Origin of the sequence: Micromonospora sp. NPDC023956, assembly GCF_040639195.1 — a bacterium.
Classification (GTDB): domain Bacteria; phylum Actinomycetota; class Actinomycetes; order Mycobacteriales; family Micromonosporaceae; genus Micromonospora.
Genome location: NZ_JBEZZN010000016.1, coordinates 15,826 through 30,412, shown reverse-complemented (window position 1 = coordinate 30,412; position 14,587 = coordinate 15,826). Strand labels below are relative to the sequence as shown.

The 14,587-nt window shown below is 70.2% G+C and carries 11 protein-coding genes; 6 read left to right on the top strand and 5 right to left on the bottom strand.

The features are described 5' to 3' along the window. Positions 1 to 343 precede the first annotated feature (343 nt). The 4 genes from AB0F58_RS25000 to AB0F58_RS24985 all read left to right on the top strand — a co-directional run bounded on the left by AB0F58_RS25000 (position 344) and on the right by AB0F58_RS24985 (position 4,992). On the top strand, positions 344 to 472 hold the full coding sequence (locus tag AB0F58_RS25000) for a hypothetical protein (protein ID WP_357147512.1): 129 nt from the start codon (positions 344 to 346) through the stop codon (positions 470 to 472). 4 nt (positions 473 to 476) lie between these two features. After that, positions 477 to 1,916, top strand: a complete 1,440-nt coding sequence (locus tag AB0F58_RS24995) for a glycoside hydrolase family 43 protein (RefSeq protein ID WP_357147509.1) — start codon at positions 477 to 479, stop codon at positions 1,914 to 1,916. 85 nt (positions 1,917 to 2,001) lie between these two features. Further along, positions 2,002 to 3,498, top strand: a complete 1,497-nt coding sequence (locus AB0F58_RS24990; protein ID WP_357147507.1) for an RICIN domain-containing protein — start codon at positions 2,002 to 2,004, stop codon at positions 3,496 to 3,498. 243 nt (positions 3,499 to 3,741) lie between these two features. Next, positions 3,742 to 4,992: a serine hydrolase domain-containing protein gene (locus AB0F58_RS24985; RefSeq protein ID WP_357147504.1), complete on the top strand. Its 1,251-nt coding sequence runs from the start codon at positions 3,742 to 3,744 to the stop codon at positions 4,990 to 4,992. A gap of 261 nt (positions 4,993 to 5,253) precedes the next feature. Here AB0F58_RS24985 and AB0F58_RS24980 read toward each other — a convergent pair whose 3' ends face one another. Next, a complete protein-coding gene (locus AB0F58_RS24980; RefSeq protein ID WP_357147502.1) occupies positions 5,254 to 6,096 on the bottom strand; it encodes a hypothetical protein in 843 nt (280 codons plus the stop codon). 391 nt (positions 6,097 to 6,487) lie between these two features. On the opposite strand from AB0F58_RS24980, the gene AB0F58_RS24975 reads away from it, so the two are divergent. Further along, on the top strand, positions 6,488 to 7,051 hold the full coding sequence (locus tag AB0F58_RS24975) for a DUF4303 domain-containing protein (RefSeq protein ID WP_357147499.1): 564 nt from the start codon (positions 6,488 to 6,490) through the stop codon (positions 7,049 to 7,051). Between the two features lie 159 nt (positions 7,052 to 7,210). On the opposite strand, the gene AB0F58_RS24970 is transcribed toward AB0F58_RS24975, so the two are convergent. From AB0F58_RS24970 to AB0F58_RS24960, 3 genes are all read right to left on the bottom strand, one after another. After that, a complete protein-coding gene (locus AB0F58_RS24970) occupies positions 7,211 to 7,597 on the bottom strand; it encodes a hypothetical protein (RefSeq protein WP_357147496.1) in 387 nt (128 codons plus the stop codon). Between the two features lie 624 nt (positions 7,598 to 8,221). Further along, positions 8,222 to 10,099, bottom strand: a complete 1,878-nt coding sequence (locus AB0F58_RS24965) for a serine hydrolase domain-containing protein (RefSeq protein ID WP_357147493.1) — start codon at positions 10,097 to 10,099, stop codon at positions 8,222 to 8,224. A gap of 10 nt (positions 10,100 to 10,109) precedes the next feature. Then, positions 10,110 to 11,930, bottom strand: coding sequence for a glycoside hydrolase family 3 protein (locus AB0F58_RS24960; RefSeq protein ID WP_357147490.1), 1,821 nt, complete (start codon positions 11,928 to 11,930; stop codon positions 10,110 to 10,112). Between the two features lie 239 nt (positions 11,931 to 12,169). On the opposite strand from AB0F58_RS24960, the gene AB0F58_RS24955 reads away from it, so the two are divergent. Next, on the top strand, positions 12,170 to 12,970 hold the full coding sequence (locus AB0F58_RS24955; RefSeq protein ID WP_357147487.1) for a PIG-L family deacetylase: 801 nt from the start codon (positions 12,170 to 12,172) through the stop codon (positions 12,968 to 12,970). Between the two features lie 99 nt (positions 12,971 to 13,069). Here AB0F58_RS24955 and AB0F58_RS24950 read toward each other — a convergent pair whose 3' ends face one another. Then, positions 13,070 to 14,362: a DUF1343 domain-containing protein gene (locus AB0F58_RS24950; RefSeq protein WP_357147484.1), complete on the bottom strand. Its 1,293-nt coding sequence runs from the start codon at positions 14,360 to 14,362 to the stop codon at positions 13,070 to 13,072. Positions 14,363 to 14,587 lie beyond the last annotated feature (225 nt).

The window sequence follows — 14,587 nt, the reverse complement described above, 5'->3', positions numbered from 1 at the left end:
GAGCGTCGGCGGGCCGAAGTGAACGAGCATGTTCGATTCCTTGACAGCCCAGATGGGATCGCTAACACTTGTTCGCAACAAGAACGTAACGAGTAGACCACCATGCTCTTACGCGAGCGTGACGCGTCGGAGCTGCCCCGAGCGGCCGATCATCCACTGTCAGAACAAGGGAAATCCCGCCGTCCACGCTCCGATCATGTTATCGCTCACATCGATGATCAGTGCCAGGGGAGTCGTGTCGACCACCCGGTCGTCTCAGCCGGCCTCAAGGGCACCGGCCACCACTCCGTGATTCGGGCACCCGGCAGCGACACCTGGTACGTCCGCCCACCACCGGTTCGTTGTGCCCGCCGGTGACGGCACCAACCGGGAGACCGCCATCGACCGGATGGAGTTCGACACCGACGGCACCATCCGCCCCGTCGTACCGACCCTCCAGCTGGCTGGCAAACCACCCCGCGCAAAGGAGTAGGACCATGTCGAGAGTCCTCGCCCGGCTCTGTGCGGTCGCGGTCGCCGCGTGCCTGCTGTTCACCACCTGGTCGGCGGCGACACCGAAGGAGGCGGCCGCGCTGGATCCGACCGTCGGCTACCTGATGGCGCACTTCACCGGCGAGTCGTCGACCGACCAGCAGATCCACCTCGCCCACAGCACCGACGGCCTTCGCTGGACGGACCTGAACAACGGTGGGCTCGTGCTGCGGTCCACCGTCGGCACCCGCGGCGTCCGCGACCCCGCCCTGGTCCGCTCGCCCGGCGGCGACCGGTACTGGATCGTCGCCACGGACCTGTGCATCGGCTGCGGCCAGGACTGGTCCACCGCGATCAACAACGGCAGCCGCAACCTCGTCGTGTGGGAGTCCACCGACCTGGTCAACTGGTCGGCGCCGTGGCTGCTGAACGTGGCCGGAGTGATTCCGGACGGACGCAACGCCTGGGCTCCGGAGGCGATCTGGAACCCTGCCACCGGCGACTACGTCCTCTACTGGGCGACGAACGTCCCGCTCAACGGGGTGACCAAGCACCGCATCTTCTACGCGCGCACGACGAACTTCCGCACCATCACCACCCCGCACATCTACGTCGACCGGCCCGGCAGCCAGGAGATCATCGACACCCAGATCGTCGAGGTGCCGGCCGGAGTCGGCGCCTACCGCTACGTCCGGGCCTCCCGCGACGGCCAGATCGCCATCGAAGGCAGCAACTCCATCCTCGGCGCCTGGACGAACCTCGGAAACCTGTCCGGCATCGGGCTGACCGGCTCCCAGGTCGAGGGCCCGATGTGGATGAGGTTCAACACCCGCAACGAGTGGGTTCTCTACCTTGACCAGTACGCCAGCGGGCGCGGCTACCTGCCCGTCCTGAGCACCAACCCGTCGAGCCCGGCCAGCTTCCGGCTGCCGACGGCCGGCTCGTACGCCATGGGCGGCACCAAGAAGCGGCACGGTTCGATCCTCAACCTGACCGCCGCCGAACAGAACCGCGTGCTCGCCCGCTGGCCCGCCAGCGCGGTCAACCGGATCCAGTCGTACAACCTCCCGGACCGGTACGTGCGGCACGCCGACTACGACGCTCGCATCGACGCGAACGTCAGCCCCGCCCAGGACGGCCAATGGCGGCTGGTGCCCGGCCTGGCCGGCTCCGGCACCGTCTCCATCCAGTCGGTCAACTACCCGGGCTACTACCTGCGCCACTACGGGTTCGACTTCCGGCTGGAAGCCACCGACGGCACCGCCACCTTCGCCGCCGACGCCACCTTCCGGCAGGTCGCCGGCCTCGCCAACTCCTCGTGGACGTCGTTCCAGTCCTACAGCCACCCGGACCGCTACCTCCGCCACTACGACTACCTGCTCCGGCTGGACCCGATCACCGACGCGCAGAGCCGCGCCGACGCCACCTTCCGCGTCACCAGCTGAACCGGCCCTGGACAGCCTCCGCCGGACGAGGTTCCGGCGGCGCGAGGCCAAGGCCCGCCCGATCGCCCGAGAGTGAGGAGACACCATGAGGTTTCGGAAGGAGCGGAACATCCGGTCGGTGCGTCGGCTGCTGATCGCCCTGGTGGCCGCGATGACCGGGATGGTTGGCGTCGTCGTCACGTCTGCGCCGGCCACTGCCGCCACCAACCACTTCCGCGGCATGAACTGGGCCGTGTTGGGAGACAACTTCAGCACCGGCCCGCTCGTCGTGCAGGGCCTGAGCTCGTCCGACAGCAACGCGACGGTGCGGGCCAAGGCCAATGCCCTCTACGACGACATGGCCTCCACCATGGGGGTCAACACCGTCCGACTGCCCATCAACACGCACACGGTGGGGACGACGTGGTGGAACGCCTACCGGGGCGCCATCGACGCCGCCACCGCCCGCGGGTTCAAGGTCATCCTCGCCTACTGGGAGGACGGCGCCGCCTCCGGCGGCAGGATCACGAACCTCGCCGCCTGGAACACCATGTGGTCCACGGTGACCAACACCTACGGCTCGAACACCAACGTCTACTTCGAGCCGATGAACGAGCCGCACGGTTACAGCTCCGCGGAGTGGCGCGACGTCGCGGCCAACTGGCTCAGCTACCACCACTCGGCGGTGCCCGGCCGGGTACTCGTCGGCGGCACCGGCTACAGCCAGGACCTGCGAGACATCTGCAACGACACCCGCTTCACCTCGACGCTGCTCTCCTTTCACCACTACGCCTTCTTCTACAGCCCGATGACCTACGACGCCTTCCGCAGCCACATCCAGACCCGCCTCGGCAACTGCGCCTCCCGAGCGGTGGCGACCGAATTCGGCGCGCCCATGAACGACGGCCGCAACTACGCCGACGCCAACAGCACCGACAACTTCGTCCGCCACGTCCGCGCCATGGCCCAGGTCATGCGCGACAACCAGATGGGCGGCACCTACTGGCCCGCCCTCGGCGGCAAGCCCGGCAGCATCGGCTACGACTGGTACTCCATGTTCTCCTTCAGCGGGAGCGGCACCGACCTCAACCTGACCGTCCGCAACACCTCCGGCGCCGACCGGGTCCGCTATGGATGGGGCGACACCATCGGCGGGGGCCCGACGACGCCTCCGCCGTCGACGGGAACGTTCTACCGGATCGATGTGCGGCACAGCGGCAAGGCCATGGACGTCCAGCAGCCGAACACCGACAACGGTGCACGCGTCGGCCAGTACACGTACGGCGGCAGTGCGTGGCAGCAGTGGCAGTTCCAGGACGCGGGCAGCGGCTACTGGCGCATCGTCAGCCGACACAGCGGGAAGTGTCTCGACGTCGTGAGCGCTTCCACCGCCGACGGCGCGGAACTCGTCCAGTACACCTGCGGCACCGGCACCAACCAGCAGTTCGAGATGGTCGCCAACGGCAGCTACTTCCAGCTCCGGGCGCGACACAGCAGCAAATGCGTGGACGTGCCGGCCGCATCGACCGCGGACGGCGTGATCCTCAAGCAGTATCCGTGCAACACCGGCACCAACCAGCAGTGGTCGCGCACGGCCGCCTGACGGTCGTCACCACGGATCCACGCTGCGGCGCACCGCCGCCGCATCCGCCTGCGCGGTCGGCGGTCGCGCGAACGGCACCGCATCGGACATCGGCGCATACCGTCGCTGGTCGGACGGATTCTCCCGAGTGGGTCGGAGCCCGGGTCATCCCCGGTGGGGAGACCGATATGGGTCCACAGACCGACGTTTCCAGGTGGCGGCCCGGGGCACCATGGGCAGCAGTTACGTCACACGGGAGGCGACATGCACCTGTCACGCCGCAGTTTCCTGCTGGCCACCACCGGTACGGCACTCGCGACGCCCCTGCTGGCCGGTGCCGGCCCGGCACTCGCGTCCGGCCGTCCGCCCGCCGGGTCGCTGCCGGACGCGGCGCTCACCGCCGACCTGCGCGCGATCACCGAGGCCGGCATGCCCGGTGTGTTCGCCGAGGCGCGGCACGGACGGGACCGGTGGCGGGGCGCCAGCGGAGTGGCCGACGTGACGACCGGTCGACCGGTGCTGCCCGGGTTCCAGCACCGAGTCGGCAGCATCACCAAGACCTTCGTGGCCGCCACGCTGCTGCAACTCGTCGGTGAGCGCCGGATCGCGCTGGACGCCCCGATCGGCCGGTACCTTCCGGAGTTCGCGGTCGCCGGAGTGACCGTCCGGATGCTGCTCGACCACACCAGCGGAATCAGCGACTACGACCACGTCATCTTCGCCACCCCGGAAGACATCGAGCGGCACCGCTCCACCACGTTCACGCCGCGCCAACTCGTCCGGGCCGGCCTCGGTCAGCCGCCGACCGGGGCACCGGGCGCGGCCTTCTCCTACTCGAACACCAACTACATCCTGGCCGGGCTGATCATCGAGCGGGTCACCCGCCGGTCCGCCACCGACGAGGTGTACCGGCGGATCCTCCGGCCGCTCGGGCTGCGGCAGACGTACTTCCCCGGCCTGCGTCCCCGGATCGCCGGCCCGCACAGCAGGGGCTACGTCCCGTGGTACGAGGGCGAGCTGCGCGACTTCAGCGTCAGCAACATGTCCTGGGCCTGGACGGCCGGGGCGCTCGTCTCGACCATGGCCGACCTGAACACCTTCTTCCGGGCGCTGCTCGGTGGCCGGCTGCTCCGCCCGGCCGAACTGGCCGCGATGAAGACCACCGTGCCGTTCGACCCGGCCCAGCCGGAGGCCGCCGGCTACGGGCTCGGCCTCTACCGGATGACCTGGCCCACCGGCGACGTCTGGGGGCACGACGGCCTGGTCTTCGGACACAGCGCCATCTCGCTGCACACCCCGGACGGTCGGCGGCAGGTGAGCCTCGCCCAGAACGTGACGCACTACGCGCTGCCCGGCACGCCGGACCCGATCGGCGAGGCGGTCGGCACGTTCCTGAACACGGCTCTGGTCGGTGAGAGCGCCGTCGCGGCGCGGACCGCCACCGCTGCCCGGGTGCCGGCGGTCGTCCCAGCGCCGGGCGCACCGACCCTGGTCAGGCCACTGCCGCAGCGCTGACGCCGTCGCCCGGCAGCCGCGACCGGACACCGTACGCCGGTCGCGGCTGCCGCACGGCCGGGCCGTGGCGTTCCCGCGACGCCGGAACGCGCCGCCCGGGTGCCCGGCTACCGAGAGCGGCGTCGACGATGACGCTCTCGTGCTCGCCACTGAATGACAGGGTCGCGCGAACCTCGATCGGCCAGATGAACCGTAGCGAGCGGGCCACCCCTGCCCGGCCCACGCTGCGTGGCCTTGTTCGCGCGCAGGGGGACAGGCGGCCTACCGCGGGCTGGTCGGCGATGGGCAGGTGCTCCCGGCGTAGGCGAAGAGGGAGTCGGTTGCACTCGCCCGGATCGATCGGTGCCGGGACAGTGAGTCGGTGCCGGTGATCGGGGCCGAGGCCAGCGGGTCCGGGTGCACCGGGCAGGCGTCGATGCGGTCGACCAGCCACACCTGTTGTCCGCTCGGGCCGGTGCCGAGACTGAAGGACAGGCTCAGGGCGGTGGTGCCGATGTACCGCGGCACCGGCACCTCCTCCGGTGGGCGGGTCAGGCAGGACGGGGTCGCCTCGACCAGCCGGACGTCGATCACCGTGACGCCGCCCGGCGCGCCGCTCACCCGCACCGTCGAGCGCTGCGGGCGTACCTCGATCCGCTGCGGGTCGTCCCAGAAGCCCGCCGGTAGCCCGGAGGCTTCCGGCGTGGGCGTGGGTGGGTCGGTCGGCAGTACCGCCTGGCAGGACCGGACGGCCCGGTTCGCCGTGCGGAGGGCGGCGGCGTGGTCGTCGTCGCGGTGCAGCGCGCTGAGGTACGGTCCGACGTCGCCGCCGGGCAGTTGGGCGCCGAGCAGGACGAACAGCCGGTCCAGGTAGGCGTCGACCAGTGCCGGGCCCGGGCGGACCTCGTCGGCCGGTATGGAGAGCAGATGCCGCAGTCCCACCGGGCAACGGCTAGCGAAGGACGGCATGTTGATCACCATTGCCGCGGCGGAGACCGGGTCGTTGCACGCCCGTTCGAACAGCGCCTGCTCCTCCTGACGCTGCTGCTGCTCCAGCGAATCGGACCGCCGCTCGATGTACCAGGTGGCCGTCGAGGCCAGGCCGAGGAGGGCCGTGGTGAGCACGGCGGCGACTGGCCGGACGGGCCGGCCACCCGGGCGGTCGCCGCGGGAACCGGACGGGGCGTTTCCGGTGTCGACGCTGCGGCCTGCGTCACCCATGTCCGACCCCCTGATCGTCGCGCCCACAGCAGCAAGGGCTTTCTGATGTCACCTCGGGTGACGTGCAGTCGGCAAGAGAGGAGAACGTTGCGCGAAGGTCCCAGCCGAAGCTGGGCTCGATACTACGTCGGCAGCGGCGGCCACGACGGCTGACGTGCGGGTCGTTGGTATTGAGATGTTTCTATCACTGCTACGTGTTCGGCTGGGTTGAGCGATCGCACCGCGCCGTCGCGATCTCACGGTCGGCCGTCATCATCCGGCCACTACAGAGCCGGTGACGCGGTAGCGTGCGCCAGTGGATTGGGACGCCTTCGAGACGGCATGGCATGACAGCGGATGCCAGGCCCTAACCGATCTCGCTGCGGCGCATCCGGACGAGCGGCTCTACGCCGCGGCCTTCCACCTCTTCTACAGCGACGACATCGAAATCCTCCCGCCGGCTCTCGCCGCCAACACCGAGGCTGCGGTGCACCGGAACCACGGATACTCCACGCGGTTCGCCCCGCCGGAATGGCGGTGGGACGTCCTGGACGCCGTGAGCGAGGCGATGCGGCCGTGGTACCACCACCTCACCGAGGAGTTCCTCGCGCCCGTCGGCACCGACGCCGAACGGGGCGAGGCGGCGGGCGCACTCGAGGTGGCACACGACGGCGCCATCGCCCGAGTCTGCAGGGCGATGACCGCGACCGCTCGCCAGGGCGGCATCCACCGCTTGCTTCCGGCCACCTTCGTCGTCGTCGTCCTCGACGGTCAGCGCGGGGACGCGCAGGCCGATCTGATCCGGGCGAGCGTCGATGCGCCGGTGCTCGCAACCGTCCCCGACCTGGTCGAGTACCTGGAGGAGTTCGAGCAGACGTGACCTCCAGCCGCTTCAACGGCCGACCTCGCCGGTGCGGATGACCGAGGCGGGCGGCAAGCATCCCGGTCCGCTGACCACAACCCCGGGGAAGACGCGTCAGAAGCTGCTCTCGCGCAGCCAGGCGCGAAGACAGCGAATCTACCAACCACGGCTGGAGCGCTAACCGGCAATCGTCCAGATCGCCAGTGCCGGCAGGGTCAGTAGGTAGGCGATGCCGCAGGACCGGAACGCTCTGTCCGTGGCGCGACCGGACGGCCCACGACTGCCGGTGAGCACCTGTAGCGGACTTGCGGATGTGTTGTCGCCGCCGTCTTCGAAAACCAACGCACACACCAGGAGCAGGACGTCGGCCGCGATGAGCAGGGGCCAGGCAGACTGTGGAGCGGAGAATCCGGCGTAGATCAGCGGCCCCAGCACGATCGCGGGCACGATGCCGAGCGACAGGGCGCTCACGATGGCCGCGATGATGGCGAACCAGCCGAAGGCTGTCAGTCGCAGAAGCACAGCCAGTCCGACGACCGCGATCTGGATCAGTCCCATCGACACCGCAGTCACCCTTCCCCGAACGCATCACGTACGGCGAGCTGGTCAAACCTCACCCGCACGTTCCTCGGCGCGGCGTCCCCCCTGGTCTGTACCTTCAGAGTGGCTGTCGGGCCGGGAGTGTCCTCGACGATGACCACGTCCGTCGTACCGGCCGGCAGATCGGCCGGCCATCCCGCATCGTCGGTCGGCTCACTGGTCAGTAGTCGCGCGGCACGTCCGTTCAAGCCCGTGTCGGTGGCCCGCACTGGCCGCCACCCCGTCAACGCTGGCCTCGTCGACTGTCTGACGGGCGCACGCCGGTGAGGCGTGGCCGTGGATCAGCACTGACCGGATAGGACCAGGTTTGAGGTTCCCATGTCTCCGTCAATTCCGCTGCTTCACCATTCGCCATCGGTATGCCTTACCCTCGTACCGCGAATCATGTGCCGGCCCCGACCGAAGCGCCGGAGCCTATCCGCCACGGTCTGCGGCACCCCGCAGCACCCACTCTCCACCATCGCTGTGGAGGCGACGACGAGCGTCCCGTCGACTGGCAGCGGCAGCACGTAGGCGATCCGGCACGTCTTCGCCGACTCCGGATTCGCCGGCCGTCTGGTCGACTGGGCCCGCGACACCCTCCCGACGTCAGTCGCGGGCGGGTGACCATCCGTCGGCGACGAGTCGGGAGCCGTCGCCACCCTCGCCCTGGAAGAGCAATCCGTTCCGGTCCGTAGCGATGATCTGGTCGACGTAAACCCCGCGGCCCTGGCTGGAGCCATCGGTGGTGCTGCTCCAGCGCAGGTGGGTCGCCTGGTCGGGCAGCTCGACCGTGACCTGCCACCAGACCCGGCCGCCGTAGCCGGTGACCGTGCCGTCGCTGGTCCACCGTCGGTTCCCCTGGTGGAGCAGCATCCGCCCCGGAGCCCAGGTGTGCCCTCCGTCCGTGGAGACCTCGAACCGGGCGCTGTCGTAGCGGGGCTCCGTGTCGTACCACAGCAGGAAACGCGCCGTCCCGCCCCGCGCCGCCCGGCGCAGCGGTGCGGTGAGTGTGTTCGTCGCGAGGTCGCGCGGGTCGGCCCGCCAGGCCTCGCGTGACCGGGGGCGCACCGGCATCGCCTCGGCGAGTCCGCGCGCGACCGCGCGTCGGGCGATGTTGTTGCTGCCCCAGCCGCGGTCGGGGTGCACCCGGTTGCTGAGCAGGATGACGAACGAGTGGGAGAGCGGGTCGATGACGACGGACGTGCCGGTGAAGCCGGTGTGCCCGAACGTCACGGGGGAGGAGAGCCCCATCATGTACCAGTGCTTGTTCAGCTCGAAGCCGAGTCCACGGCGGCTTTCCGGATCGGCCGACTCCAGCCGTGCGTTGTAGTTGACCAGCATCGCCCGCACCGTGTCGTCCCGCAGGATCCGCTGCCCACGGTACGTACCGCCATTGAGTAGGGCCTGGCAGAGGAGGGCGAGGTCCGCCGCCGTGGAGAAGATGCCGGCATGCCCGGCCACGCCCCCGAGCGACCAGGCGTTCTCGTCGTGCACCTCGCCCCAGACCATGCCGCGCCCGGCGTACGGCTGGTACTCGGTCGCGGCGATCCGCGACCGCAGCTCCGGCCCCGGGTTGTAGCCGGTGTCGGTCATGCCGAGCGGCCCGGTGATGCCGTCCCGGACCAGGTGGGCCAACGGTCGGCCGGTCACCCGTTCCAGCAGTACGCCGAGTGTGATCAGCCCGAGGTCGGAGTAGACGTACCGGGTGTCGGGCGGCGCCGTGAGCGGCGTGGCGAGCGTGGCGGCGATCCGCTCGGCCGGCGTCGGGTACTTGCTCCACAGCGCCGTGAAGGCGGGCAGCCCCGAGGTGTGGGTGAGCAGCATGCGTACGGTGACGGCCTCCTTGCCGCCGGCCGCGAACTCCGGAACGTACCGGGCGACCGGAGCGTCCAGGTCCACCCGTCCCCGCTCGACCAGCTGCATGGTGACGATCGCGGTGAACAGCTTCGACACCGACGCCATGTCGAAGATGGTGTCGGGCCGCATCGGGATCTGCTGGTCGGCGGGAAGCTCTACCCCGACCAGTCCGGGTGCCGGTCCGACGGCGGCGTACCGTACCGCCGTTCCCACCGCGGCGTGCTGCACGATCACACCGTCCTTGGCCGCCAGGGCCACGGCACCCGCGTACGTGGGATGACCGGGATGGTCCGGGGTCGGCTGCAGGTAGGCCGCCAGCTCGGTGGGGAGGCGATCCACCTCTTCGGGAGTCAGGCCGACCTCGCGGGCGCTGCCGGGCCGCAGCGTGTCGTCACGGAACCGGATGTCGGCGGGGGTGACGACCGGCGGTCCGGACTCGGCCGAGGGCGGCGCGGCGGTGACGGGCGCCCCGGTGGCGGGCATCGCCGCGCCCAGGAGAGCCACGGTCACGCCGAGCGCGACCGTGCGGCGGAGCAGCGGGCGGGAGGACGCGGTGGCTCTCCTCCCCGTATTGGTGCCGAGCGCTCCCGCACCGACCACGTCGGTGGAGCGGTTCCTACGCGGCATGCGTCGCCTCCTACCAGGTCAGGCCGTGGCCGTACGGGTAGAGCACGGTTCCCGCGCCCTCGGCCGTGGGGATCGTGACGGGCAGCCGCCCGCTCGGGGACAGCTCGCCGTGCAGCGCGCGGACGAGGGCGTCCATCGCCGCGACGGTGTACGAGTAGGTCGCCAGGTAGGTGGTCGCACCCGGCAGGTACGCGATGTCGTACGGGTCCCGGACCGCTACCACCACCACGGGTTTCCCGGTTTCCACCAGTGCCGCGACGAGGCGCCGCTGGGTGCCACGTGGGTCCGTGACGACGTCGTCCCACGCCTTGTTCACCAGCACGACGGTGAGATCATGGTTCGCTGCCGTGGCGGCCGTCGCGGCGATCAGCGCGTCGGACGGTAGGGTCGCGGGCTGGGCAGTGGCTCGGGCACCGCGGGCGGTGAACCCGCCGGCGAGCGCCGCGATCGGCGTGAAGGCGGCACTGTTCCAACCAGTGACCAGCACCGACCGGTTCGCACGGGTCAGCGGCAGCAGACCGGCGTCGTTGCGCACGGCGGTGAGGGTCGGGTCGGTCACCTGGGCGACGGCGGCGACGTGCTGGGGCGCGCCGACCGTCCGTACCGCCTCGTCGACGTCGGTCAGTGGCGATCCGGCCAGCCCCTGCCGGTACTTCATGGCGAGGATGCGCCGGACCGACTCGTCGATGCGCCGCTCGGTGAGCTCGCCGGTGGTGACGGCCCGTAGTACCGCGTCCCGCGCCAGCCGGAGGTCCGGCGGCATCAGGAGCTGGTCGGCGCCGGCCTTGAGGGCCAACACCGGCACCCGGTCATCGCCGTACTTCTGTCGCACGGCGGCCATGTTCAGCGCGTCGGTGACGATGACTCCCCGGAAACCGAGTTCACCGCGCAGCACACCGGTGAGAATCGTCGGCGACAACGTGGCGGGGTCGCCGGAGGGATCGAGCGCGGGCACCACGATGTGGGCGGTCATGATCGAATCGACACCCGCGGCGACCGCCCGCCGGAACGGCGGCGCGTCGATCCGGTCCCACTCCGCCCGGCTGTGGTCGATCACCGGCAGGCCGGTGTGGCTGTCGTCCGCCGTGTCGCCGTGGCCGGGGAAGTGCTTCGCCACCGATGTCACGCCGGCGCCCTCCTCGAACCCGGCGACCTGGGCGGCGGTCAGCTCAGCCACCAGGGCGGGGTCGGCGCCGAAGGACCGTACGCCGATCACCGGGTTGTCCGGGTTGATGTTGACATCGGCAATCGGTGCGTACGGCTGGTGGATGCCGACCGCCCGCAGTTCCCGCCCGGTGATCTCCGCCGCCGTGTACGCGGCTCGGGGCGACCGCCCGGCGCCGAGGGCCATCGACCCGGGGAACTGCGCCGCGGGGGCCGGCATCCGCAGCACCACGCCCTGTTCCTGGTCGGTGGAGACGAGCAGTGGCACGCGACCCTTGGCGCCGTCACCGAGAGCGGCCCGCTGGAGCCCGTTGGAGAGGGTGGCGATCTGGCGGGGGCTGTCCAGGTTGTGAGACCAGGAGAAGTAGATGACGCCGCCGAGGTGGAATCGATCGACGACCTCGGCCGGCGTTTCGACGCCGAACGCGGCCCGGTTGGCGGCGCGGTCGGCGGCCGTGGGCTCGGTGGCGTCACCACCGTAGACGTAGGTGGAGAAGAGTTGGCCGACCTTCTGCTCCAGGCTCATGTGCCGCAACGTCGAGGTGACCCAGCCGTGCTCGGCGGCGGGCGGGTGCGCAGCCCCGGCGTGGGCCCGGACGGGGAGCGGCGTGACGGTGATCGGGAGCGTGGCCATCAGGACGGTCGCGGTGACGAGTCGAGCTTTCATAGACGATGGCCTTTCAGTCCGGATGGCTGAAACTTAGCTACCTGTCTATGTGTCGTCAAGGAAGGTTAGCTACGGCGCTTGCGGTGCTCCGGCGCGTGAACGGCGTGACGGCGGGCGTGGGCGTGTGGTTCCGTCGGCGTAGGTCGTGAACCCGGGCCTGTGGACCCGCGTGGGCCTCGTCGGCGGGTGTCGGACGTCGCTCGTATCGTGGTGGGGTGGCTGAGCGATCTCTGACGTTGATGGCGGTGCACGCGCACCCGGACGACGAGGCGACCAGTACTGGCGGCATCCTCGCCCGGTACGCGGCGGAGGGGATCACGACGGTGCTCGTGACCTGCACGGACGGGCGGTGCGGCGACGGGCCCGGCGGTGTGAAACCGGGTGACCCGGGGCACGACCCGGAGGCCGTGGTGGCGATGCGCCGGGCCGAGTTGGCGGCCAGTTGCGAGGCGTTGAAGGTCACGCACCTGGAGACGCTCGGCTATGCCGACTCCGGGATGATGGGTTGGGCGGCCAACGATGCGCCCGGCGCGTTCTGGAACACGCCGGTGGCGGAGGCGGCCGACCGGCTGAGCGAGTTGATCCGGCGCTATCGACCCGACGTCGTCGTCACCTATGACGAAAACGGCTTCTACGGCCATCCGGACCACATCCAGGCGCACCGCATCACGATGGCCGCCGTCGAGCGGACGGACATCCCCGCGAAGGTGTACTGGACCACCGTGCCGCGTAGTGCGTTTCAGGAGTTCGGCCGCGTGATGAAGGAGATAGGCGTCGAGTTTCCCGAGCTGGATGAGCCGTCGGTACCGCAGCTCGGCCTGCCCGACGACGAGATCACCACCTGGGTGGACACGAGCGGCTACGGCGCGCAGAAGTTCGAATCGTTGGCTGCGCACGCCAGTCAGGCGGAGAACATCTTCTTCCTGCAACTTGGCCAGGAACGGTTCACCGAGCTGATGGGCGTGGAGACCTTCGTCCGGGTCCGCGACACCACCGACGCGCCGACGCCCGAGGAGGATCTGTTCGCCGGACTGCGCTGACAGCGTGTCCGCCCGCCGGCCGGGTGCCTGGCCCCGAGGTTCGTCATCCGGCCGGTGCCCAGCGGTCCGCGACGGGGTGACGGCCGGTACCGGCCGTGATCAGTAGAGCAGGTAGGGCCGGCGCTGCCGGCCGAAAGCGGCCAGCTCGTCGGCCCAGGCGCCCACCACCTCGTCCACGTCGGCGCCCGCGTCGATCATGGTGCGCAGCCGGGGCGACCCGGTGAGCTTGTCGATCCAGTACGGCCGAACCGCGTCCCAGGTGTCCTGGCGCCAGGCGAACGCCGGATACTTCCGCGCCTCCACCAACATGGCCACCCCCGTGCGGATCGGGTCGTAGACGTGGCGGTCCACGATCTTCACCTCGACGCCGGCACAGAGCTTGTTGAGCAGCGCCGGCTTCTGGCCGGCTGCGGTGGGCGAGAAGTACGCCTCCCGGAACCGCACTCCCGGCAGGTCACGGGCGTTGAGGCGGTCACTCCAGTGGTAGTCGAAGTCGGTGTCGAGTCCGCCGATCAGCTCGAACGGACGGCAGGTGCCACGACCCTCGGTGATCGACGCGACGCCCTCGAAGAGGCAGGTACCCGGGTAGACGAGCGCCGTGTCGGTGGTGGGCATGTTGGGGCTGGGCATCACCCACGGCAGATCGGTGTCGGCCGCCAGCACGTCCCGCTTCCAGTGCCGGCACTGCACCACGTGCAGGTCGACCGGCCGTCCGGCCTCGGCGGGCAGGAACTCGGCGTTGAAGAGGCGAGCCAGTTCGCCGACGGTCATGCCGTGCTGCTGCACGATCTCCTTCAGCCCGACACCGGAGGTGTAGCCGGCGGTCATCATCGGGCCGTACGCCCGGCCGCCGATCGGGTTGGGCCGGTCGAGCACGACGTACCGCTTGCCGACCCGGGCTGCGGCGAGCATCGAGGTGTACATCGTCCAGATGTAGGTGTAGAACCGGGCGCCGACGTCCTGGATGTCGAACACCACCGTGTCCGTCCCGGACTTGGTGAACATGCTCTCCCAGTCGGCCTGCGAGGCGCCGTACGCGTCGTAGACGGTGATGCCGGTCCGGGCGTCCGTGCCGGTGCCCTCGCTGCCGCCTGCCTGGGCCGAACCCCGGAATCCGTGCTCGGGGCCGAACGCCGCCACCACGTTGACCTGACCCGAGCCGTGCATCAGGTCGACCAGGTGGCGGTAGGAGGAGTCGACGCCGGTCGGGTTGGAGATGACCCCCACCCGCTGTCCGCGCAGGTCCCGGAAGCCGGAACGGACCAGAGCGTCCAGGCCGGTCTCGACCCGGCGGATTCCCGGGGCGGCGCTGCTGGGTGCGCCGGCCAGGGCCCCGGCGAGGGTGCCTCCGGTGACCGCGCTGGCTCCGGTGAGGAAGGTTCTGCGCTCCATCGGATGCCTCCCAAGCCGCTCGATTCATCGAAACTTAGCTACATCCCGCAGGTCGGTCAAGGAAAGAGTCCTACATGAACGTCCAGCTCGTGCTGGCGCTCCCCGCTGCGGGCGGAACCCGGGACCCGGGAGCCTCGGCCGGTGGGCTGCCCACACCGTGATCGACGCCGAGGTGTCGATCGTACGGATATGGCCTGTGTTCGATGTCACGTTAGCGTCTGCGCA